22 protein-coding genes are annotated in these 22695 nt (G+C 59.9%); 3 read left to right on the forward strand and 19 right to left on the reverse strand.

All coding sequences use genetic code 11. The features are described 5' to 3' along the window. Positions 1 to 30 precede the first annotated feature (30 nt). Genes hemG through pepQ form a run of 4 tightly spaced genes read right to left on the reverse strand, consistent with a single transcriptional unit; the run spans position 31 to position 4018 of the window. Positions 31 to 564, reverse strand: a complete 534-nt coding sequence (hemG, locus tag ACJ8HN_RS19765; protein WP_047569749.1) for a menaquinone-dependent protoporphyrinogen IX dehydrogenase — start codon at positions 562 to 564, stop codon at positions 31 to 33. Positions 565 to 585: 21 nt separating this feature from the next. Then, complete coding sequence (trkH, locus tag ACJ8HN_RS19770; protein ID WP_004934492.1) at positions 586 to 2037, reverse strand: Trk system potassium transporter TrkH; 1452 nt, start codon at positions 2035 to 2037, stop codon at positions 586 to 588. 35 nt (positions 2038 to 2072) lie between these two features. Further along, positions 2073 to 2687: an IMPACT family protein gene (locus ACJ8HN_RS19775; protein WP_033649682.1), complete on the reverse strand. Its 615-nt coding sequence runs from the start codon at positions 2685 to 2687 to the stop codon at positions 2073 to 2075. After that, a complete protein-coding gene (pepQ, locus tag ACJ8HN_RS19780) occupies positions 2687 to 4018 on the reverse strand; it encodes a Xaa-Pro dipeptidase (RefSeq protein ID WP_033649681.1) in 1332 nt (443 codons plus the stop codon). The genes ACJ8HN_RS19775 and pepQ overlap by 1 nt, the downstream gene beginning before the upstream one ends. Positions 4019 to 4448: 430 nt before the next feature. On the opposite strand from pepQ, the gene fadB reads away from it, so the two are divergent. Next, positions 4449 to 6638: a fatty acid oxidation complex subunit alpha FadB gene (fadB, locus tag ACJ8HN_RS19785; protein WP_442523849.1), complete on the forward strand. Its 2190-nt coding sequence runs from the start codon at positions 4449 to 4451 to the stop codon at positions 6636 to 6638. Positions 6639 to 6648: 10 nt separating this feature from the next. Beyond that, positions 6649 to 7812, forward strand: coding sequence for an acetyl-CoA C-acyltransferase FadA (gene fadA, locus ACJ8HN_RS19790; protein WP_442523850.1), 1164 nt, complete (start codon positions 6649 to 6651; stop codon positions 7810 to 7812). Between the two features lie 172 nt (positions 7813 to 7984). On the opposite strand, the gene fre is transcribed toward fadA, so the two are convergent. From fre to pepE, 3 genes are all read right to left on the reverse strand, one after another. Next, complete coding sequence (fre, locus tag ACJ8HN_RS19795; RefSeq protein WP_004934474.1) at positions 7985 to 8686, reverse strand: NAD(P)H-flavin reductase; 702 nt, start codon at positions 8684 to 8686, stop codon at positions 7985 to 7987. Positions 8687 to 8736: 50 nt separating this feature from the next. Continuing rightward, positions 8737 to 10233: a 4-hydroxy-3-polyprenylbenzoate decarboxylase gene (gene ubiD / locus ACJ8HN_RS19800; protein WP_025304926.1), complete on the reverse strand. Its 1497-nt coding sequence runs from the start codon at positions 10231 to 10233 to the stop codon at positions 8737 to 8739. A gap of 86 nt (positions 10234 to 10319) precedes the next feature. Next, positions 10320 to 11045, reverse strand: coding sequence for a dipeptidase PepE (pepE, locus tag ACJ8HN_RS19805; RefSeq protein WP_442523851.1), 726 nt, complete (start codon positions 11043 to 11045; stop codon positions 10320 to 10322). A gap of 246 nt (positions 11046 to 11291) precedes the next feature. Between pepE and rfaH the strand changes: the two genes are divergently transcribed. Continuing rightward, positions 11292 to 11780, forward strand: coding sequence for a transcription/translation regulatory transformer protein RfaH (gene rfaH, locus ACJ8HN_RS19810; protein ID WP_004934466.1), 489 nt, complete (start codon positions 11292 to 11294; stop codon positions 11778 to 11780). A gap of 45 nt (positions 11781 to 11825) precedes the next feature. Here the strand turns inward: rfaH and hemB are convergent, their stop codons facing one another. The 12 genes from hemB to udp form a co-directional block, all read right to left on the reverse strand. Continuing rightward, complete coding sequence (gene hemB, locus ACJ8HN_RS19815; RefSeq protein WP_033636707.1) at positions 11826 to 12848, reverse strand: porphobilinogen synthase; 1023 nt, start codon at positions 12846 to 12848, stop codon at positions 11826 to 11828. 14 nt (positions 12849 to 12862) lie between these two features. Beyond that, on the reverse strand, positions 12863 to 13645 hold the full coding sequence (tatD, locus tag ACJ8HN_RS19820; RefSeq protein ID WP_060437052.1) for a 3'-5' ssDNA/RNA exonuclease TatD: 783 nt from the start codon (positions 13643 to 13645) through the stop codon (positions 12863 to 12865). Positions 13646 to 13698: 53 nt separating this feature from the next. Beyond that, a complete protein-coding gene (tatC, locus tag ACJ8HN_RS19825) occupies positions 13699 to 14469 on the reverse strand; it encodes a Sec-independent protein translocase subunit TatC (protein WP_033649673.1) in 771 nt (256 codons plus the stop codon). Positions 14470 to 14472: 3 nt separating this feature from the next. Then, entirely contained in the window at positions 14473 to 15042 is a 570-nt protein-coding gene (tatB, locus tag ACJ8HN_RS19830) for a Sec-independent protein translocase protein TatB (protein ID WP_039568058.1), read from the reverse strand. A gap of 3 nt (positions 15043 to 15045) precedes the next feature. Continuing rightward, positions 15046 to 15309 carry a Sec-independent protein translocase subunit TatA gene (gene tatA / locus ACJ8HN_RS19835; RefSeq protein WP_033636704.1) on the reverse strand — a complete coding sequence of 88 codons (264 nt, stop codon included), beginning with the start codon at positions 15307 to 15309 and terminating at the stop codon, positions 15046 to 15048. A gap of 80 nt (positions 15310 to 15389) precedes the next feature. After that, on the reverse strand, positions 15390 to 17021 hold the full coding sequence (gene ubiB / locus ACJ8HN_RS19840) for a ubiquinone biosynthesis regulatory protein kinase UbiB (protein WP_033655130.1): 1632 nt from the start codon (positions 17019 to 17021) through the stop codon (positions 15390 to 15392). Next, positions 17018 to 17626, reverse strand: coding sequence for a ubiquinone biosynthesis protein UbiJ (ubiJ, locus tag ACJ8HN_RS19845; RefSeq protein ID WP_033636702.1), 609 nt, complete (start codon positions 17624 to 17626; stop codon positions 17018 to 17020). The genes ubiB and ubiJ overlap by 4 nt, the downstream gene beginning before the upstream one ends. Before the next feature lie 13 nt (positions 17627 to 17639). Further along, a complete protein-coding gene (ubiE, locus tag ACJ8HN_RS19850; RefSeq protein ID WP_025304918.1) occupies positions 17640 to 18395 on the reverse strand; it encodes a bifunctional demethylmenaquinone methyltransferase/2-methoxy-6-polyprenyl-1,4-benzoquinol methylase UbiE in 756 nt (251 codons plus the stop codon). A 78-nt stretch (positions 18396 to 18473) separates the two neighbouring features. Then, the gene (gene rmuC / locus ACJ8HN_RS19855) at positions 18474 to 20021 is read right to left on the reverse strand and encodes a DNA recombination protein RmuC (protein ID WP_033655131.1); all 1548 of its coding nucleotides are present in this window, start codon (positions 20019 to 20021) and stop codon (positions 18474 to 18476) included. A 140-nt stretch (positions 20022 to 20161) separates the two neighbouring features. Beyond that, positions 20162 to 20692: a DedA family protein gene (locus ACJ8HN_RS19860; protein ID WP_033649669.1), complete on the reverse strand. Its 531-nt coding sequence runs from the start codon at positions 20690 to 20692 to the stop codon at positions 20162 to 20164. A gap of 79 nt (positions 20693 to 20771) precedes the next feature. Continuing rightward, positions 20772 to 21554, reverse strand: a complete 783-nt coding sequence (locus ACJ8HN_RS19865) for a tyrosine-protein phosphatase (protein WP_049209368.1) — start codon at positions 21552 to 21554, stop codon at positions 20772 to 20774. A 130-nt stretch (positions 21555 to 21684) separates the two neighbouring features. Beyond that, positions 21685 to 22446, reverse strand: a complete 762-nt coding sequence (gene udp, locus ACJ8HN_RS19870; RefSeq protein WP_442523852.1) for a uridine phosphorylase — start codon at positions 22444 to 22446, stop codon at positions 21685 to 21687. Between the last annotated feature and the right edge of the window lie 249 nt (positions 22447 to 22695).

Raw genomic sequence — 22695 nt, forward strand, 5'->3', positions numbered from 1 at the left:
GGCAAAACGCTGGCCAAACCCGCGTTTTTGTCACTTTTCGTACGGGATCTGGCTAAATTCCTGGGCGAAACGATCGACCTGCTGCCAATCGGTGTACTCCACTTCCTTACTGGTATCCGTTTCACCACCCGTCATACGCATAATAAATTGAATCATGATGCGGTCGAACCAGCGATAGCGCGGATAACGCAATGCGCCGGCAAACACCGCGCACTGTTTTGGCTGCCACGGCGAGGCCAGCAGAAACTTGCGGGTATAAGCGTTGGTTTGCGGCGAGCGCTTTTCCGGTTTGCGCGCCGTCAGGTTCACGGCAAAGAACGCGCTCGGCATTCGATTCAGCTGCTCGGCATGACGTTTGACGAATTTATCCAACACCGGGTTAAAGTGCCCGTAACGGATAGAAGCACCGATCATCACCAGCTGATACTGATTAAGGTCGACCTGTTCCGCCTGCAGCAGATCGATCACCTCACAGCGCAGCGTATCCTGCAATTTGCTTGCTATATAAGAAGCGATAGCACGTGTTTGCCCGTCACGGCTCGAATAAAGTATCAATGCCTTCATGGCGTACTCCTTATATCAGGCTCACTCACGCCAGAAGGTTGGCGTAAACAGCACCAGCAATGTAAACACTTCCAGGCGCCCGAACAGCATCGTCACCACCAGGATCCACTTGGCCGCCGCCGGCATCGTGGTGAAGTTATCCGCCACTACGCCCAGGCCGGGGCCGAGGTTATTCAGCGTTGCCGTCACTGCGGCAAACGCGGAGAAATCATCAACGCCGGTAGCAATGATCGCCAGCATGCTGACGATAAACACCAGCGCATAGGCGGAGAAAAATCCCCACACCGCCTCCAGAATGCGTTCCGGCAGCGCGCGGTTGCCCAATTTGATGGTATAGACCGCGTTAGGGTGCACCAGCCTTTTCAACTCGCGCGAGCCCTGCAGGTACAACAGCAGAATACGGATCACCTTCAGGCCGCCGCCGGTCGAGCCGGCGCAGCCGCCGATGAATGCCGAACACAACAACAGCATCGGCAGGAACAGCGGCCACTTGGCGATGCTGTCGGTCGTAAAACCGGCCGTGGTCGCCATCGATACCACCTGGAAGAACGCCTGATTGAGCGTTTCCATACCGCTCTTATAGACGCCATGTCCCCAGAGCACCAACGTGCACACCACCACCAGCGTCAGCTGGACGAAGATGAACATGCGGAATTCAGGATCGCGCCCATATACCTTCAGACTGCGGCCGCTGAGCAAAGCGAAGTGCAGGCCGTAGTTACAGCCGGAAATCAGCAGGAACACGGCGATGATGGTGTTGATGGTCGGACTGGCGTAATAACCGATACTGGCGTCGTGGGTAGAAAAGCCGCCGATGGCGATGGTCGAGAAACTGTGGCCGATGGCATCGAACACCGACATTCCTGCTCCCCAGAGCGCCAGCGCACAGGCTACGGTCAGCAACACATAGATTAGCCACAGGGTTTTGGCTGTTTCGGCGATGCGCGGGCGCATTTTGTTATCTTTCAGCGGCCCGGGCATTTCTGCCCGATACAGCTGCATGCCGCCGACGCCGAGTATCGGCAGTATCGCCACCGCCAACACGATGATCCCCATGCCGCCCATCCATTGCAGCATTTGGCGATAGAACAGAATGGCCTTCGGCAGCGAATCCAGTCCCACCAGCGTCGTCGCACCGGTGGTCGTCAGCCCCGAGAAGGATTCAAAGAAGGCGTCGGTCAGCGACAAGTTGGGCCGTTCAGAAAACAGGAACGGCAATGCCCCCACGCTGCCCAGCACGGTCCAGAACAGCACGACGATCAGGAAGCCTTCGCGGGGTTTCAGTTCGTGTTTCTGTTTGCGGTTCGGCCACCACAGCATCAGACCGATGGTCAGCGCCACGAAGAAGGTTTGGCTGAACGCGCGCCCCGCCCCATCGCGGTAAATCAATGCCACCAGGCCGGGAATAAACATCGTCCCGGAGAACAGGATGACCAGCAGACCAACGATACGGGTTATGGCGCGAAAATGCATTTCAGCACGATCCTTAGCAATTCAATTGGGAGGAATTATTGCGAAATGGGGGTTAATTGCAAATTACCGCGACTAAGATCACGCAATTTATTCCCAAACAGCTCGACCTCGGTGGCCGGCAACGCCAGATGCAGCACGACAGCGGCGCCGTATTCACCCTGCAGGATCCGACCTGCGGTTTGCTGCAGCAAGTTCTCCACCAACGCCAACTGCGCATAGTCGCACTGCAAGATATATTCGGCTTCCGGCACCTTTTGAGCCAACGCCAGCTGCTTCAACGCCTGTTGAACACCGTTGCCATAGGCTTTCACCAATCCGCCGGTGCCCAGCTTGACACCGCCGTAGTAACGAACGACCACGGCGGTCACTTCCCCGATGCCGCTGCCCATGAGCTGCGCGAGGATCGGTTTGCCGGCGGTACCCGACGGCTCTCCGTCGTCGGAGAATCCCAACTGCTGCGAGTCATCGGGGCTGCCGGCGACGAAGGCCCAACAATGGTGCCGTGCCGCCGGGTGTTCATCCCGCACCTGCTGAATAAACGTCTTTGCCGCTTCTACCCCGCTGGTCGGCGCCAGCAGGGTGATAAAACGGCTCTTCTTTATTTCTTCGGTAAAGCAGGTTGCTTCCGCCGGTATCGGATACGGCCGCATCAGGCCAGGTTCAGATCGCGCGTCATGTTCTCGATGCGCTTTTCGTGGATCACGATGTTGTCTTCGATGCGGATGCCGCCATACGGCTTCAGCGCATCGATGCGATCCCAGGCGAAGTGCTGCTTGAACTCACCGCTGCGCCACGGCGCCAACAGAGACTCGATGAAGTACAGACCCGGCTCGATGGTCAATACCATGCCCGGCTGCAACACGCGGGTACAACGCAGGAACGGATACTTGGCCGGCGCCGCCAGATGGGTGCCTTGCTCGTCCTGCATAAAGCCGGCAGCGTCGTGCACCTGCAGGCCCAGCGGGTGGCCCAGCCCGTGCGGCAGGAACGGCGTGGTGATGCCCGTTTCAACCATCGCCTCTTCGCTGAGGCCGTTCACCAGCTTGTGATTCTTGAGCAGCTTGGCGATGCGCTGGTGCATCTGCACATGGTAGTCGGTATAGCGCACGCCGGTTTTGATGGTGTCGATCAGCGCCAGCTGTTCACCGTTGAGATCTTTCACCAGATGGGCGAATTCGCTGCCGCTTTGCGCCGCGTAGGTGCGGGTCAGATCGGCGGCGTAGCCGTTGTATTCCGCGCCGGCGTCGATCAGGAAACTCAGGGATTCGGCCGGCGGCTGATGATCCAGCTTGGTGTAGTGCAGTACCGAAGCGTGTTCGTTCAGCGCCACGATGTTGTCGTAAGGCACGTCGGTATCGCGGTGGCCTGTCGCCGTGAGGTAGGCCAGATTGATGTCGAACTCGCTCATGCCGGAGAGGAAGGCTTCATGCGCCGCACGATGGCCGGTTACCGCCGTCTTCTGCGCTTCGCGCATGCAGGCCAGCTCGTAGCCGGTTTTGATCGAACGGTGGAAATCCAGGTAGTTCAACACCGCTTTCGGGTTGATATTTTCCGAAGGGATGCCGAGATCGCGGGCGCGCTGTTGCGCATAACCGATATAGCCCACGCGCTCGCGCTGCGGCGGAAGCTGCTGGGCGATAGCATCGGCGTTGGCCAGCGGCATCAATTCAAGGGATTTGGTCCAGAAACTGTCCGGCAGCGGCTCTACACTGTGCCAGTAGTCGACCGGGGAGTAGAACCACAGCTTCGGCTTGTTGACGCCATCGATCCACAACCAGCAGTTCGGCACCGACGTCACCGGCACCCAGGCTTTGAAATGCGCGTTCACTTTGAACGGATAGCTATGGTCGTCCAAAAATACCTTTTGCAGTTCACCGGAGTGAATCAGCAGCGCATCCAACTTGTTGCGCTCCAGCACTTCGCGCGCGCGTTTTTGCAGCTCTGCCAGGTGGTCGTTATACAAAGAAGCCAGCGTTTCCATCACATTACCCTTATGCCTTAGCACGAAAGAAGTCATCTTAACACAGCGCTCCGGCGCACCAACCTCATCGCGTTGGGCATGCGGAGCAGCTCGCAATTCCCGGCAAATGCCGTTACATCCGCAGTTTAACCTTAGCCAGCCGAGTGTCATCTTCAGCCCCGCATCGTCGTCGCCATGACGCCAGCCGCCTTATTCATGCCTAACCTCGCCTGAATGATAAATCGCCGCTGGCAAGTGTATGAAGGCCGACAACCGCCAGCAAATGCCGATAGCACATAAAATATAACTTCGTTTTAAATCAAAACGCTAACTTGGTGAGATGTGATCCGACCAGCAAATATGCAATCTCTCATTTGCATATTTTTAACATAAAAACCACACTCCTCATCATCTGGTCATACCAGATCATACGCTGATTCAGGAGATAGACATGCTCTACCAAGGCGAAACATTACAACTGCACTGGCTCGATAACGGCATCGCCGAGCTGGTGTTCAACGCACCGGGCTCGGTCAACAAGCTGGACACCCGCACCGTAGCCAGCCTGGGCGAAGCGCTCACCGTGCTGGAAAACCAGCCTGAGCTGAAAGGGCTGCTGCTGCGTTCCTCCAAAGCTGCGTTTATCGTCGGCGCCGATATCACCGAATTCCTTTCTCTGTTCGCCGCACCGGCTGAAAAGCTGCAAGAGTGGCTGGTGTTCGCCAACAACGTCTTTAACCGGCTGGAAGATTTGCCGGTGCCGACCATTTCGGCCATTAACGGCTATGCGCTCGGCGGCGGTTGCGAATGCATTCTGGCGACCGATTTCCGCGTCGCCTCACCGGACGCGCGCATTGGCCTGCCGGAAACCAAATTGGGCATCATGCCGGGCTTCGGCGGTTCCGTCCGCCTGCCGCGCCTGCTGGGTAACGACAGCGCGCTGGAAATCATCGCCGCCGGCAAAGACGTCAGCGCCAAAGAGGCACTGAAAGTCGGCCTGGTGGATGCGGTAGTGGCTCCGGAAAAACTGGCCGAAGCGGCGCTCAACATGCTGCAACAGGCGATCGACGGCAAGCTGGACTGGCGCGCCGCGCGTCAACCTAAGCTGGAGCCGCTGAAGCTCAGCCCGATTGAAGCGGCGATGAGCTTCACCACCGCTAAAGGCATGGTGCTGCAGACCGCCGGTAAACATTACCCGGCGCCGATGACCGCGGTGAAAACCATTGAAGCCGCCGCCAAGCTGGGCCGTGATGAAGCGCTGAAACTGGAAACCGCCAGCTTCGTGCCGTTGGCGCGTTCCAACGAAGCGCGCGCGCTGGTCGGCATCTTCCTCAACGATCAGTTCGTGAAGGGCCAGGCGAAAAAGCTGGCCAAGAATGTGGATGCGCCGAAACAGGCGGCGGTGCTGGGCGCCGGCATCATGGGCGGCGGCATCGCTTACCAATCGGCGCTGAAAGGCGTGCCGGTGATCATGAAAGACATCAGCGACAAGTCGCTGACGCTGGGCATGAGCGAAGCGGCCAAGCTACTCAATAAGCAACTGGAACGCGGCAAGCTGGATGGCCTGAAAATGGCACAGGTGCTGTCGACCATTCAGCCGACGCTGGACTACGCTGGTATCGAACGCGCGCAGGTGATCGTCGAAGCGGTCGTCGAGAACCCGAAAGTCAAAGCCGCCGTGCTGTCGGAAGTGGAAACCCTGGTCGGTGAGGACACCGTGCTGGCGTCGAACACCTCGACCATTCCGATTAATCACCTGGCAAAATCGCTGAAGCGCCCGCAAAACTTCTGCGGCATGCACTTCTTTAACCCGGTACACCGCATGCCACTGGTTGAAATCATTCGCGGCGAACAGACCAGCGATGACACCATCGCCAAGGTGGTGGCCTACGCTAGCCGCATGGGCAAAACGCCGATCGTGGTGAACGACTGCCCGGGCTTCTTCGTCAACCGCGTGCTGTTCCCGTATTTCGCCGGCTTCAGCCTGCTGCTGCGCGACGGCGCCGACTTCCGTCAGATCGATAAAGTGATGGAAAAACAGTTCGGCTGGCCGATGGGCCCGGCCTACCTGCTCGACGTCGTGGGCATCGACACCGCGCATCATGCGCAGGCGGTAATGGCCGCCGGCTTCCCGGATCGCATGAGCAAAGACTACCGCGACGCCATTGACGTGATGTTCGACAACCAGCGCTTCGGTCAGAAAAATCAGCTGGGCTTCTACCGCTACAGCCAGGACAGCAAAGGCAAACCGCGCAAGGACAACGACGAGCAGACCGATGCGCTGCTGGCCGAAGTGAGCCAACCGCGCCAGACCATCAGCGACGAAGAAATCATCGCGCGCATGATGATCCCGATGATCAACGAAGTGGTTCGCTGCCTGGAAGAGAAGATCGTCGCCAGCCCGGCGGAAGCCGATATGGCGTTGGTCTACGGCATTGGCTTCCCTCCGTTCCACGGCGGCGCGTTCCGCTATCTGGATACGCTCGGCACCGCCAACTACGTTGAGCTGGCCCAGCGTTACGCACACCTCGGCGCCCTGTATCAGGTGCCGGCCGGTCTGCGCGCCAAGGCCGAACGCAATGAAAGCTACTACCCGGTGGCGACACCGCTGTCCGACGTCGCTACCCGCCAACCGGCATGAGGTCATAAAGATGGAAAACGTAGTTATTGTTGATGCCGTACGCACGCCGATGGGCCGCTCCAAGGGCGGCGCCTTCCGCCAGGTGCGCGCCGAAGATCTCTCCGCTCACCTGATGCGTGAAGTGCTGAGCCGCAACCCGGCGCTGGACGCCGCCGAGATCGATGACATTTACTGGGGCTGCGTGCAGCAGACGCTGGAACAAGGCTTCAACATCGCCCGCAACGCCGCGCTGCTGGCCGAGATCCCGCACCGCGTGCCGGCGGTGACCGTCAATCGCCTATGCGGCTCTTCGATGCAGGCGCTGCACGACGCGGCGCGCGCCATCATGATCGGCGACGCACACGTCAGCCTGATCGGCGGCGTGGAACACATGGGCCATGTGCCGATGAACCACGGTGTGGATTTCCATCCGGGGCTGAGCCGCAGCGTGGCCAAAGCCGCCGGGATGATGGGGCTGACCGCCGAAATGCTGGCCAAGATGCACAACATCAGCCGCCAGATGCAGGATGAGTTCGCCGCCCGCTCCCACCAGCGCGCGCATGCGGCGACGCTGGCGGGTTACTTCAAAAACGAGATCATACCGACCAACGGTCACGACGCCGATGGCGTGCTGACCCGTTACGATTTCGATGAAGTCATTCGCCCGGAAACCACCGTCGAAAGCCTGTCGGCCCTGCGCCCGGCGTTCGATCCGGTCAACGGCACCGTCACCGCCGGCAGTTCTTCCGCCCTGTCGGACGGCGCTTCCGCCATGCTGCTGATGAGCGAATCGCGCGCCAAAGCGCTCGGTTTGAAGGCACGCGCCCGCATCCGCTCGATGGCGGTCGTCGGCTGCGATCCTTCCATCATGGGTTACGGCCCGGTGCCGGCCAGCAAGCTGGCGCTGAAACGCGCCGGTCTGAGCGTGCAGGACATCGATCTGTTCGAGCTGAACGAAGCGTTCGCCGCCCAGTCGCTGCCGTGCATCAAGGATCTGGGGCTGATGGACAGCATCGACGACAAGATCAACCTGAACGGCGGCGCCATCGCGCTCGGCCACCCGCTGGGGTGTTCAGGCTCCCGCATCTCGACCACCCTGTTGAACAACATGGAACGTCGCGACGCGCAGTTCGGCCTGGCGACCATGTGCATCGGCCTGGGTCAGGGCATCGCCACCGTCTTTGAACGCGTTTAGCTGTGTCTATCTTGGGATGACCGCGTCACCACTTCAAATCGCGGCATCCCGCCAAGTTTAGTTGCCGTTCTTCCCGCCTGTCAGGGGCGGGTTTTTTATGCCTGACGTTTGCCGGCGCCCAAATAAAAACGGGGCGACCCTCGGCCACCCCGTTCACTGCGCATCGCATCGGTCAGATAAACGAAAACGCGTCGCCGAACATATGCGCTTCCAGCGCGCCGCGCTCGGCGCAGAAACGCTCACGGGCGATTTTCGCCATCTCGAAACGCCCGGCGATATAGATGTCGTGCTCCGCCAGCGTGCCGAAATCCTGCAGCACCGCGCTGAGCACGGTGCCGCTGCGGCCGCGCCATTCGGCTTCCGGCTGCTCGACCACCGGGATCACCTTCAGATTCGGATGCTGCAACGACAGCGCTTCCAGCTCGCTCAGATCGTACAGGTGCTTCAGCTCACGCCCGCCCCAGTAGATAGAAATATCGCGATCGGGCTGCTGCTCCAACGCGGTCAACAGGATTGAACGCGCATAAGAGAAACCGGTGCCGCCGGCGATCAGCACCAGCGGACGGCTGCCCTCTTCCCGCAGCCAGGCGTCGCCGTGCGGCACGTCGACGGTGATCGCCTGCTCTTTCAGGATGCGATCCATCACCGCCATGGCGTACAGATTCAGCTCCGAAGCGCCGATGTGCAGCTCGATGTAATCTTGCTGCGTCGGGGTAGATGCCAGCGAGAACGGGCGCTTGTCGCGCTCGTCCATCACCACCATCAGATATTGCCCTGCCTTGAAAGAAAACGGCTGCTCGGGCACCAGACGTACCCGATAAACCGTATCGGTAATGGCCTCTACCGAGGTCACTTTACAGCTCAATATTGTCATGCGTTCCCTCTGTCGGGTCATCAATGCAAAGCTGAGAACAGGGCCTGACGCTACAGCGTCGGTTCCCTGTCACTGAAGATTGCGAGCTCATCCCAGATTTCGTCGACGCGCGCACGTACCTTTTCATCCATCTGAATCGGACGGCCCCATTCGCGATCGGTTTCACCCGGCCATTTATTGGTGGCGTCCAGCCCCATCTTCGAACCCAGGCCGGAAACCGGTGAGGCGAAGTCCAGATAGTCGATCGGCGTATTCTCCACCAGAACGGTATCCCTTGCCGGATCCATTCGTGTGGTGATCGCCCAAATTACGTCGTTCCAGTCGCGCGCATTGACGTCGTCATCGCAGACGATAACAAATTTGGTGTACATAAACTGCCGCAGGAACGACCAGACACCCATCATCACGCGTTTAGCGTGGCCGGCGTACTGTTTCTTCATGGTCACTACCGCCAGGCGGTACGAGCACCCTTCCGGCGGCAGATAGAAATCGACGATTTCCGGGAACTGCTTTTGCAGGATCGGCACGAACACTTCATTCAGCGCCACGCCCAGGATCGCCGGCTCATCCGGCGGCCGGCCGGTGTAGGTCGAGTGGTAGATCGCGTTGCGGCGCTGGGTGATGTGGGTGACGGTGAACACCGGGAACTGGTCGATTTCATTGTAGTAACCGGTGTGGTCGCCGTACGGGCCTTCCGGCGCCATTTCACCCGGCTCGATATAGCCTTCCAGCACGATTTCAGCGCTGGCGGGCACTTCCAGATCGTTGGAAAGGCACTTGACCACTTCGGTTTTATTGCCGCGCAGCAGCCCGGCAAAAGCGTATTCAGACAGGGTATCCGGCACCGGCGTCACCGCGCCGAGGATGGTGGCGGGATCGGCGCCCAGCGCCACCGCAACCGGGAAACGCTCGCCGGGGTGCGCCTGGCACCACTCCTGATAATCCAGCGCGCCGCCGCGATGCGACAGCCAGCGCATGATCACTTTATTCTTGCCCAGCACCTGCTGGCGATAGATGCCGAGATTTTGCCGTTCTTTATGCGGGCCGCGGGTCACCGTCAGCCCCCAGGTGATCAGCGGCGCGGCGTCTTCCGGCCAGCAGTGCATCACCGGAATACGGCCCAGATCGACGTCCTCGCCCTGCCATACCTGCTCCTGACAAGGCGCGGATCCCAGCACCTTGGTCGGCATGTTCAGCACCTGCTTGAACTTCGGCATTTTGTCGAACAGATCGCGGAAGCCTTTCGGCGGCTCCGGCTCTTTGAGGAACGCCAGCAGTTTGCCGACTTCGCGCAGCGCGCTGATGTCTTCCTGCCCCATACCCATCGCTACGCGATTGGCGGTGCCGAACAGGTTGCACAGCACCGGCATGTCGTAGCCTTTCGGGTTTTCAAACAGCAATGCCGGGCCGCCCGCCCGCAGGGTGCGATCGGCAATCTCCGTCATTTCCAGGTAAGGATCGATCGGCTGGCTGATGCGTTTTAGTTCCCCTCTCTTCTCCAGCAACGAGAGGAAATCGCGTAAGTCACGGTATTTCATGCTGATCATTATAACGGCCAGTGGGGAGGGCATTATAAGCCCTCTTCACGGTTGTTGCTGCAATTTTGTTAACGCCGCCCGCCATCGGGTGGCCCTCAGCCACAGTTGAACGGCACCAGCGCAGCCAGCGCACGCGCATCCTGATATTCGCGCGTCTCCTCGCCGTGGCGGAACACCTTGAAGCCCTGCCCGTTGGCGCTGAAGTAACGCAGCTCGTTGCCTTCAACGTGCAGCAGGCTGCCTTCACGCAGCGCCACCACCGATTCGCTCGGGTTGATCGCGCAGAACTCCGCCAGGCGCTCGTCACGGGTTTCGCCCATGTGGCCGCTGATATGCGCGTCGATGTAATGCGGGTTGATTTGCACCGGGAACAGCCCCAGCGCCGGCAGCACTACGCTGCAGCGCACCGGCATATCATTGGTGGTGCGAATGCTCGGCGTGGCCACGTTGCAACCGGCGCTCCAGCCGACGTAAGGCACTTCACGCTCGCGCACCGCGCGCTGGATGGGCACGATCAGGCCTTGTTCGTGCAGCATTTGGTTCAGCAACCAGGTATTGCCGCCGCTGACCAAAATGCACTCCGCCTGCGCGATCGCCGCCGCCGGCGAAGCGGCGTGGTGGATGCTGGTGACTTCGATACCCAGCGTTTGCGCCAGCTCCTGCGCACGCTGGTCGTAGTCGTAACGGATCAGCGCATAAGGGATAAAGACGGCGGATTTGATGCCGCGACGCGCAATCATCGCCAGCAGTTGGCTTTTGGCATACCCCAGCAGCTCGGCTTCGCCAGACAGCTTGCCGTTGCTCAACAGAAACAGCTCCATTTATCTTTCCCTCGGTCAAAAACGATGAATAGCGTCACAGCTGGTGGCGCAACGCCTTGCCATACTGTGACGGTAACAAATTTTTAGCCCTCTGTTATACCAGCGCCGTATCGATAAGTGTGTGACCCCTCGCTAATAGCCGCATATTCATAGAGATAGGTGATGTTACACGCTGAAACTTGCATCACTATGTATCCGGAAGCGCTTTTGATATGCTTACCGGCTGGCAGAAAGGCATGTGAAATTATGGAATCCTGGTATCTACTTTATTGCAAACGCGGTCAGCTGTTGCGGGCGCAGGAACATCTGGAACGGCAGCAGGTAAACTGCCTCAGCCCGATCATCACGCTGGAAAAGATCGTGCGCGGCAAGCGTATCGCGGTCAGCGAACCCCTGTTTCCCAACTATCTGTTTGTGGAGTTCGACCCGGAGCGCATTCACACCACCACCATCAGCGCCACCCGCGGCGTCAGCCACTTCGTGCGCTTCGGCGCGCTGCCGAGCGTCATCCCGAGCAAGGTGATCGATGAGCTGCGCACGCACGCCAGCGAAACCTATGTCGATCCGGAAACCCCGCAGCCGGGGGATACCGTCCTGATCGTCGACGGCGTGTTCGAAGGGCTGCAGGCGATCTACACCGAGCCGGACGGCGAGGCCCGCTCGATGCTGTTGCTGAACCTGATCAACAAACAGGTCAGCCAAAGCATCGACAACCGACAGTTCCAGAAGATGTAATGCAAAAGGCGCCCTCAGGCGCCTTTTTGTTGGCTCATTTCACGCCTAGCGACGCATCGCGTCGTCGTGCAGCCACTGGGCGACACGCTTGGCGAAGTAGGTCAGCACGCCGTCGGCGCCGGCGCGTTTGAAGCACATCAACGACTCCATCACCGCAGGCTGCTCCTGCAGCCAGCCGTTCTGAATCGCCGCCATATGCATGGCGTACTCGCCGGACACCTGATAAGCGAAGGTTGGCACGCCGAAGGTATCCTTCACGCGGCGCACAACGTCGAGGTACGGCATGCCCGGTTTCACCATCACCATATCCGCGCCTTCCTGCAGATCCTGTGCAATCTCCTGCAGCGCTTCATCGCTGTTGGCCGGATCCATCTGATAGGTCTTCTTGTTGCCACCCTTCAGATTGCCGCTGGAACCCAACGCATCGCGGAACGGGCCGTAGTAACAGGAAGCATACTTGGCGGAGTAGGCCATAATCTGGGTATTCACCAGACCCTGCAATTCCAGACGATCGCGGATCGCCCCGATGCGGCCGTCCATCATGTCACTCGGCGCCACGATTTCCGCGCCCGCTTCGGCATGGGAAAGCGCCTGACGCACCAGGATGTCTTTGGTCACATCGTTAATCACATAACCCTGCTCATCGATTACCCCATCCTGCCCGTGCGTGGTGTAGGGATCGAGCGCTACGTCAGTCAGAATGCCCAGCTCAGGCACCGCGTCTTTCAGCGCGCGCACCGTGCGCTGCACCAGTCCTTCCGGATTATAGGCTTCTTCCGCATGCAGCGATTTCAGACCTGGCTCAATCACCGGGAACAGGGAGATCACCGGCACGCCGAGTTTGGCGATGGTTTCCGCTTCCTTGACCAGCAGATCGATCGTCATGCGCGATACGCCCGGCATCGAGGCCACTTCTTCCTGACGGTTGCTACCTTCCATGACAAACACCGGATAAATCAGGTCGTTGACCGTCAGTTGGTTCTCGGCCACCAGGCGGCGGCTGAAGTCATGACGGCGCACGCGGCGCATACGGCGACCAGGGAAGGTGCCCGGAAATGCATAGCTCATAGTTTTCTCCTAGCTCAAACCAGCCGGAATAGCCGGCGGGCGTTCTCATCGGTTTTTTGCCCCAGCCATTGCGGCTCTTCCTGTCGCCAGACGGCGACCTGATGCACGATATGGGGCAGGAAACAGGGTTCGTTGCGGCGAGATGCGGGTTTAGGCTGTAAATCCCGGGGCAACAGATAAGGGGCGTCCGTTTCCAGCAGCAGACGCTCGGCCGGGATCTGCGGCAACAGGGCGCGCAATTCCAGGCCGCGCCGCTCGTCGCAGACCCAACCGGTAATCCCGATCGACAGGCCCAGCGACAGGCAGCTAGTTAATTCTTCGGCGGTGCCGGTGAAGCAGTGCACCACGGCCGCGGGCAGTTTATCCAACCACGGCGTCAGTAGCTCGGCAAAACGTGCGTGTGCGTCGCGGCAATGAAGAAACACCGGCAGCGCCAACTCCGCCGCCAGCGCCAGCTGCGCGGTGAACGCCGCTTCCTGCTGCGCGGGCGTCGAGAAATTGCGGTTGAAATCCAGGCCGCATTCGCCGATCGCCGCCACTTCAGGGCGCGCGGCCAACGCATAAATCTGCTCGGCGGTGTGTTCATCCCAGCCGCTGGCGTAGTGCGGATGCACGCCGGCGGTAGACCAACAGTAGCCCGCATGTTGCCGCGCCAGTTCGGCGGCCTCGCGGCTCTCCGCCAGATCGGTGCCGGTAATCAACATCCCCGTCACGCCCGCGGCGCGGGCGCGTTCCACCACCGCATGGCGATCTTTGGCGAATTGGCTGCTGGTGAGATTAACGCCGATATCAAACATGGTTTTTTCCAAAGCAAAAGCCGCCCAGTGGGCGGCTTAGCAATCAATGTGGATCATGAGGCTGGGGGTTCGTCACCCTCGTCTTCTTCTTCCGCTTGCGGACGACGCTTGCCGGTATAGAAGCGAGCGAAGAATACCCCCACTTCAAACAGCAGATACATCGGTATTGCCAACAGGGTTTGCGAGAACACGTCCGGCGGCGTCAACAGCATGCCGACCACAAACGCGCCGACCAATACATACGGCCGTTTCTTCTTCAGATCTTCCGGCGAGGTGACACCACTCCAGCACAGCAGAATGATGGCGACCGGCACTTCGAAGGCGACGCCGAACGCCATAAACAGCGCCATGACGAAATCGAGGTAGTTTTTAATGTCGGTCGCAATGGTCACCCCCATCGGCGCGGTCTTGGCAAAGAAGCCAAAGGCCAGCGGGAACACGATGAAGTAGGCGAAGGCCATGCCGAGGTAGAACAACAGGCTGCTGGATACCAGCAGCGGCATCATCAGGCGGCGTTCATGCTTGTACAGCGCCGGCGCGATGAATGCCCACACCTGATACAGAATCATCGGCGCGGAGACAAACACCGAGACGATCATGGTCAGCTTGATCGGCGTAAAGAACGGTGACGCCACGTCGGTGGCGATCATGCTCGCCCCGGCCGGCAACTGCTTGAGCAGCGGTGCAGAAACCAGCTGGTAGATGTCGTTGGCGAAAAACACCAGCACTACGAACACCGCCAGCACGCAAATAATCGAGTTCAACAGCCGCTTGCGCAGCTCTATCAGATGACTGATAAGGGGTTGGGTATCTTCAACAGCCATGTATTAACGATCGCCACTAGGTTGGTGAGACGCTGGGATTTTATCCGCAACAGGTTCGACAGGTGCCGGCGCGGTTTCCACCGGTGCTTTGGCCGGTTGCGCCGCCACGGGCGCAGCCGGGGATGCAGCCGCAACGGCCTCAGGCTCCGCTGCCGGTTTTGGCACGGCGGCGGGCGCGCTGGCGCGGGTTGCCGCTTCCGCCGGCGTCACGCCGTCGTGCAAAGCTTCCGGATCGATGGCCTGCGGGTTATGAATGGTGTTCGCCAGCTCTTCTGTCTCGCCCCGGTAGGTGCGTTTCAATGATTCCGCCGCGTCTTTCAGCTCATCCATCGATGCCTTCAGTTCCGGCGTCAGGTTCTGCAGGCCGGCCTGTTCGGCTTTTTTCAGGCTGTCCTGCAGCTCCTGCAGCTTCAGTTCCTGAGACAGTTCGTGCTGCACCGAGGCCGCCAGCGAGCGCAGCGCGCGGATCCAGCCCGACACCGTTCTGACCGCGACCGGCAACCGTTCCGGCCCCAGAACAATCAGGCCGATCACCAGCACCAGCAGCAGCTCACTAAACCCAATGTCAAACACGGTTTATACCTGCTCTTTGTTCTTCGACTCTTCCGGTTTCACTTCCGGCTGCTTATCGGTAATAGGCTTGGCCGCGAAGTCAGCGTCATCCAGGCTGCTTTTTTCAGCCGTGTTGGGGTTCGACGGCGTATCGTCGCCGATCGCCTTTTTGAAGCCCTTGATCGAGGCGCCGAGATCGGAGCCCAGCGTGCGCAGTTTTTTGGTGCCGAACAGCAGCACCACGATCACTGCGATGATCAACAATTGCGTAATACTAATACCGCCCATTTCAATTACCTCTAATTTTAAAAGGTCTTTTAAAGCCAGCCCGCATTATAGGCCTGGCCTTACCAGAGTAACGAATTAAATCAGGTGGTTCGCTTCCAGCCAATCACCCAGCATACGATGCCGGCGGCCATCATCCAGGCGGGAAACACCTCGATTTGCCCCAGCAGCAACAGCGTACCGCTTACTAACAGTGTAGCGCCAACGCCGAACAAATAACGTGACTGCCCCTGACGAACCCGCTGAGCCTGCATTTGGTTGGTCAGCTTATCAACGCTTTGTTGCAACAGTTTATGCTGCTGCAGGCTGTCGTAAAACAGCTCGGGCAGTTCGGGCAGCTTCTCCGCCCAGAACGGCGCTTTCTCTTTCAGCGCGCGCACCACGGCAGGAATGCCGACCTGATCGCGCAGCCAGCTCTCGAGGAACGGCTTGGCGGTAGTCCACAGATCCAGCTGCGGGTAGAGCTGGCGCCCCAGCCCTTCAACATACAGTAAGGTCTTCTGCAATAACACCAGCTGCGGCTGCACTTCCATATTGAAGCGGCGCGCAGTGTTGAACAGGTTCAGCAGCACGTTGCCAAAGGAAATCTCCGCCAGCGGTTTCTCGAAAATCGGCTCGCACACGGTGCGGATGGCGAATTCGAAGTCTTCCACGTTGGTGTCGCGCGGCACCCAACCGGAGTCGACGTGCAGTTCCGCCACCTTGCGGTAATCGCGGTTGAAGAAGGCGATGAAGTTTTCCGCCAAGTAGCGTTTATCATCCTTGTTCAGCGAGCCGACGATGCCGCAGTCGATGCCGATATAGCAAGGATCTTCCGGATGTTCGTAGCTGACGAAAATATTACCGGGATGCATGTCCGCATGGAAGAAGCTGTCGCGGAATACCTGGGTAAAGAACACCTGGACGCCGCGTTCCGCCAACAGTTTCATGTTGGTGCCCTGCCGTTCAAGCGTGGCGATGTCCGAGACCGGAATGCCGTAGATGCGTTCCATCACCAATACGCTTTCACGGCAGTAGTCGGAATAAACTTCCGGTACGTACAGCATCGGGCTACCGTCGAAATTGCGGCGCAGCTGAATGGCGTTGGCCGCTTCGCGCAGCAGGTTCAATTCGTCCAGCAGGGTTTTCTCGTACTCGCGCACCACTTCACGCGGGCGCAGACGGCGGCCGTCCGGCAACAGCTTCGGCACCCAGCCGGCCAACCGGTACATCAGCCGCACGTCGGCCTTGATGATCGGCCCGATATCCGGCCGGATCACCTTCAGCACCACTTCCTGGCCGGTGGTTTTCAACCGCGCGGTATGCACCTGCGCGATCGAGGCAGAGGCCAACGGCTGCTGATCGAAATCGTCGAACCAGGTTTCCAGTGGGCCACCCATCGCCAGCTCGATATGTTTACGCGCCAGCGCGCCATCGAAAGGCGCCACCCGATCCTGCAGCAACGTCAGCTGATCGGCAATGTGCGGCGGAAACAGATCGCGGCGGGTCGACATCATCTGGCCGAACTTGATCCATACCGGCCCCAGCTCCTGTAGCGCCAGCCGCAGCCGTTCACCCAGCGGCTTGTCCTTGTGCCGATTCGGCATCCAGAACAGCAGACGGCGGCCAAAGCGCAGCGGCAGCGTCAAACGCATTTTAGGGATCAGTTCGTCCAGCCCATAGCTGAGAAAAACGCGGACGATAAAATACAAACGGCGCAGTTCGCCTGGGGTCATCGCTTGCCCTCCAACTTGTCCATGCGGGCAAACAGCGCTTCCGCGCTGCGGGCGAGAGCATCAACTTCTTCGTTGAACCACACCACTTCCAGTGGCCCCGGCGCCAGGCGCCACTCTTCCGTCAACGTCTCCGCCATGTCCTGCTGCCGGCGCATAAAGCCGGCTTTCAGCAGCGAGGCGCCTTTTCCCAGCGCCTGCGTAATGCCCTGGGCGGCGATATCGCCGATGTAAGGCGCCAGCCACTCCGCCGGATCCCACTCCGCAAGATCGAGCAGGCCAACCAGCTGTTGCACCACCTGAATATCGCCTTCCACCGTCAATTCGCCGCTGCGCATCAGCACCGGCAACTGCTGGCGATCGCGCAGCTTCAGTAAGACGGGAATGCGGCTGCGCACCGTGCAATCGGCGCTGTCTTCGGACTGCCCAAGCACGTCTACGCGCAGTTCGCTGAACACCAGCACCAGCGGTGAAGCCAGCTCTTCCAGTTCGATGCGCAGCACCTTGCCCGCCAGGCGTTGGCGAGCGGCTTTCATGCTGCGATCGCGAAACAGCAGGTTATTCAGCGAGGTTTCCAGCGCAGCGGTCAGCAGAGGGGTAAACAGCATCGGCATCTCCCTCTCAGAACTTGAAGCCGCGATGCAGGGCGACAATCCCACCGGTCAGGTTGAAATAGGTGACGTTTTCAAAACCGGCGTTGCCCATCATGCCCTTCAGGGTTTCCTGATCGGGGTGCATGCGGATCGATTCCGCCAGGTAGCGGTAGCTGTCCGGATCTTTCACCACCAGCTCGCCGATCTTCGGCAGCACGTGGAAGGAGTAGGCATCGTAAGCCTTGCTCAGCGGCGCCAGCAGCGGCTTGGAGAACTCCAGCACCAGCAGGCGGCCGCCCGGCTTGAGCACGCGGAACATCGAGCGCAGCGCTTTGTCTTTGTCGGTGACATTGCGCAGGCCGAAGGAGATGGTGATGCAATCGAAGTAGTTGTCCGGGAACGGCAGCGCTTCGGCGTTGGCCTGCACGTAATTGATGTTGCCGACGATGCCGCGATCGCGCAGTTTCTCGCGCCCCATCTTCAGCATCGAATCGTTGATGTCCGCCAGCACCACCTGCCCCTGCTCGCCGACCATGCGGGAGAACTTGGCGGCCAGGTCGCCGGTACCGCCGGCCAGATCCAGCACGCGCTGCCCACGGCGCACGCCGCTGCAGTCAATGGTGAAACGCTTCCAGATACGGTGGATGCCGAACGACATCAGGTCGTTCATCACGTCATACTTTGCCGCTACCGAATGAAAAACGTCCGCCACCATGGCCTGTTTTTCGTCTCTAGCGACGGTGCGAAAACCGAAATCGGTGGTTTCCTGCGGTTGATCTGCCATTGTCCTGCCTGCTATTCAGTCAATTTTGTGTGGATGAGTGTACCAGAAGCTCGGAGAATACCCCACCTCGCCACGGCCTCAGCCGTGCGAAACGAAGCCCGGTTCCCCGGCGGTATCGTCATCGTCTTTCGTCTGCGGCAGCGCGGCGACATCGTCGTCGTTCGCCTCTTCCGCTTCATCGTGTTGCGCGCCGGCTTGCTGCGCCAGCAGCGGGTTTATCGGCCGTTTGACCTCAACCCCCAGCGCGCGGAAACCTTCAATTTGGCCGATAAGATTACCACGGCCTTCGCTCAGTTTGTTCATCGCCTGACGATAACTGCCCTGCGCCTTGTCCAGGCTCTGCCCCAGCGCGGACATATCGTCCACGAACAGCCGCATCTTGTCATACAGTTTCGCCGCGCGATCGGCGATGCGCTGCGCGTTCTGGCTTTGATGCTCATAGCGCCACAGGTTGGTGATGGTGCGCAGCGCCACCAGCAACGTGGTCGGGCTGACCAGCATGATGTTGTGCTTGAGCGCTTCGCTGATCAGCTCCGGTTCGCGATCGATAGCCAGCAGGAAGGCGGGCTCGACCGGAATGAACATCAGCACATAGTCCAACGAGCGCAGCCCCGGCAACTGCTGATAGTCCTTGCGGCCCAGCATGCGAATGTGGCCGCGCAGCGAGGCGATATGTTCGCTCAGCGCCGCTTCGCGCTCCACCTCGTCTTCACCGTTGAAATAGCGCTCGTAGGCGATCAGCGACATCTTGGCGTCGATCACCACGTCCTTGCCCTGCGGCAGGCGCACGATCACATCGGGCTGCATGCGGCTCTGGTGATCCACCCGCACGTTGACCTGCGTTTCATACTCGTGCCCTTCGCGCAGGCCGGAAGCCTCCAACACCCGGCTCAGCACCACCTCGCCCCAGTTGCCCTGCGTCTTGTTGTCGCCTTTGAGCGCCTTGGTGAGGTTGATGGCTTCGCGCGCCATCTGCGCGTTCAACTGCTGCAGATTGCGTATCTCGTGCGTCAGCGTGTGGCGCTCCCGCGCTTCCTGACCAAAACTGTCCTGCACCTGCCGGCGGAAACCGTCCAGCTGTTCACGCAGCGGCAGCAGCAACCGATCCAAGCTTTGCTTATTTTGCTCGTCCACCTTGCGGCCGCTGTGTTCAAAAATGCGGTTGGCGAGGTTTTCAAACTGGGTGGTGAGGCGCTGTTCGCTGTTGATAAGCAGGCGCTGCTTCTCTTCCGCCGCCATGCGCGTCTCTTCCAGACGGATGGTGACTTCGCGCAGCTCGGCCTCCTGCGCGCTGTTGACCTCGCGCTGGGCGCGCAGCTCCTGATTAAGCAGTTCACATTCGTTGCGCCAATGGTTGAGCTGTTGCAGCTTTTCATGCCCGGCCGCCAACTGGCTGTGCAGGTTGCGTAGCTCCAGCTCGCTCTGCCGCAGCTGCTGCTCGTGGCGCTGCAGAGCCTCTTGCCGCGCCGCCGTTTCCTGCTGCGCCTGCTGCAACGCTTGCTCCAGCAACCGCAGTTCGGTTTCATGTTGCGCATTCGCCTGCTGCACCCGCAGACTGGCGATCAGCCACCCCAACAGCATGCCGATCGCGACACCGCCAATCCCATAAATCAGACTGGTATCCACCCTGCCTCCTGTTGCACCTTGCCGTTCCGGCGTTTCGCACGCCCATTGCCCGTCACGTTAAGGGGAGGCTGTATGGATGTCCAGCCTGATTTTGCCCGCCGAGCACAATATTGCGCGGCGCTGCGCAATTTAGCGAGAAATCAGCCCAGCCACTGGCTGAGCCACTTGATGCCGAATGCCCCCGGCGCCAGAATGCCGAACGCCCAGATCATCGCCGACGTGACGTTGGCTAACTGGAAATAACGCTGCGGCATGCCGCAAATGCCGCCCACCAGCGGCACCACGGCGCGCAGCGGGCCGAAGAAGCGGCCGATGAAAATGCCCAGCACGCCCCAGCGTTCAAAGAACGCGTGGCCGCGCACCAGCAACTGCGGATTGCGCGACAGCGGCCACATATGGGCCACGCGATCCTGATAGTGATAGCCGATCCAGTAAGAGAGCCAGTCGCCGAAAAACGCCCCGACGGCGGCGGCGGCCCAAATCGGCCAAAAGGCGATGCCGCTTTCGCCGATCAGCGCGCCCAGCGCCAGCAGGATCACCGTGGCCGGCAGCAGCAGCGACAAAAACGCCAGCGACTCGCCGAACGCCAGGAAGAAGATGATGGGAATGGCCCAACCTTCGTGCTGACGCACGACGTCGCTGACCCAGTTGATAACGTCATTGAGGCTCAATGCGGGGCTCCTGATACGCGATAATTCGCCGCCTAGGATAGGCCGGGGCGAGTTAAACCCCGGCTAAACGCGCGGCGATTTACTCGAGGTAGAACGCCTGCAGCGCTTCGCGCTGGGCTGCGCCCAGGCCGTATTCCGCTTCCAGCCAGCGATCGGTGGAACCGTATTGCTGACGGATGCAGCCCAGCGCCGTCATCAGGAACTCCTCGCGCGCGCTGAGCACGTAGGCGAATTGCTCCAGCGCCGCCGCATTCAGCTTGATAGACAGCTGATCCAGCATCTGCTCGCGGAAAGTGGCCAGCGTGGTTTCGGTCAGCAGATAGTCTTCCAGCACCGTCGCTTCGTCGGCCCCCAGCGCGAACAGCACCAGTGCCGAACCGACCCCGGTGCGATCCTTGCCGACCGCGCAGTGCTGCACGATGGCGCCGCCGCCAGGATTGCTCAACAGCTGCGCCAGCCGCTGATAGGCCGCATTGCCGAACGGCAGGCGGCGATACAGCTCCAGCATGAACGCCCGGGCGTCGAAGGCGGCCAGCGTCTCGTTGGTGAGCTTCTCCAGGTTGGCGTTGACTTCGCTGCTCAGCGGGTTGGCCGGCACGTGGTGATAATCGGCGCCATTCCACAGAATATCCGGCTTGGCCTGCACCTCGTCGGCATCGCGGTAGTCCAGCACCGAGCGCACCGGCACGCCGGCGAGAAAGGTGCAGTCGTTTTCCGTCAGCCGCTCGAGGGAACCGGAGCGGAACAGCAGGCCGCGCTTGATGCGGCGCCCGTCGGCCACGCCGTTGCCGCCGAAGTCGCGGAAATTGATGCCGCCGTCGAGCGGCGCGAGCGAAGGATGAAGCAGGATCTGGGCGGTCATAAACGTCCTCGTTGTTTTTGTTATGACAACGCGCGGCAGCCATCGGTGCAGCGCTGAGGAGTATCACCGTAACAGATTCGCCGCGAATGGAAAAACGGGCCGCGTCGGCGGCCCGTTGGGGGAAAGGCGATTACAGCAGGCGGCGGGCGGCGTCCACCACGATCTGCACCGCTTTGCTTTCGGTGTTTTTCATGGTCTCGGCGTTCGGGATCTCTTGCTGGGTGCGGTTGACGATCACCCCAGCCACCATGCCGGCACGCAGGCCCTGGCTGGCGCACATGGTCAACAGCGTGGCGGATTCCATTTCATAGTTCATCACGCCCATCGCCTGCCACTCTTCCATCGAGCTTTTGAAGCGGCTGACCACGCGGCCGGAGTAAGTGTCGTAACGCTCCTGGCCCGGATAGAAGGTATCGGAGGAGGCGGTCACGCCAATGTGCGTGGTAGCGCCGCTGGCCTTGGCCGCTTCCACCAGCGCGGTGGTGCAGGCGAAGTCAGCGACTGCCGGGAACTCCATCGGCGCAAAGTGCAGGCTGGCGCCGTCGAGGCGTACCGCCGCCGTGGTGACCAGCACGTCACCGACGTTGATGTTCGCCTGAATGGCGCCGGTGGTGCCGATGCGCAGGAAGGTGCGAATGCCCAGCTGCGCCAGCTCTTCCACCGCAATAGAGGTAGACGGGCCGCCGATACCGGTAGAGCAGACGATCACCGCCTTGCCGTCCAGCTCCGCGCGCCAGGTAGTGAATTCACGATGGGAGGCCAGATGCACCGGATTTTCCATCAGCTTGGCAATCTTCTCTACGCGCTGCGGATCGCCCGGCACGATGGCAAGCTGGGCCCCTTGTAAATCGTTCTTGGTGAGGCCGAGATGAAAAACGTCAGACTGAGACATACGAGACTCCTCATGGATCATGTTTATTGGGAGGAACAAAAAAGCACTCTACTGAAAATCGCCGCTTAATTTCGTGACGATAGTCACTATGAAAAGAGAAACAAATTACATGCTACATATTTTTTGTGATTTTTATCACAAAAAAGCACTATAACGCCCCCAGAGCGCACCGCTATACCTCAGTCTAGCCGACAAATCTTGCCGCCCTCTGCCCGTCGGTTGCCGGCTGAAACTATTTAGCTGATCAAT

The organism is Serratia sp. CY29653, from assembly GCF_052169255.1.
Lineage (GTDB): Bacteria > Pseudomonadota > Gammaproteobacteria > Enterobacterales > Enterobacteriaceae > Serratia > Serratia sarumanii.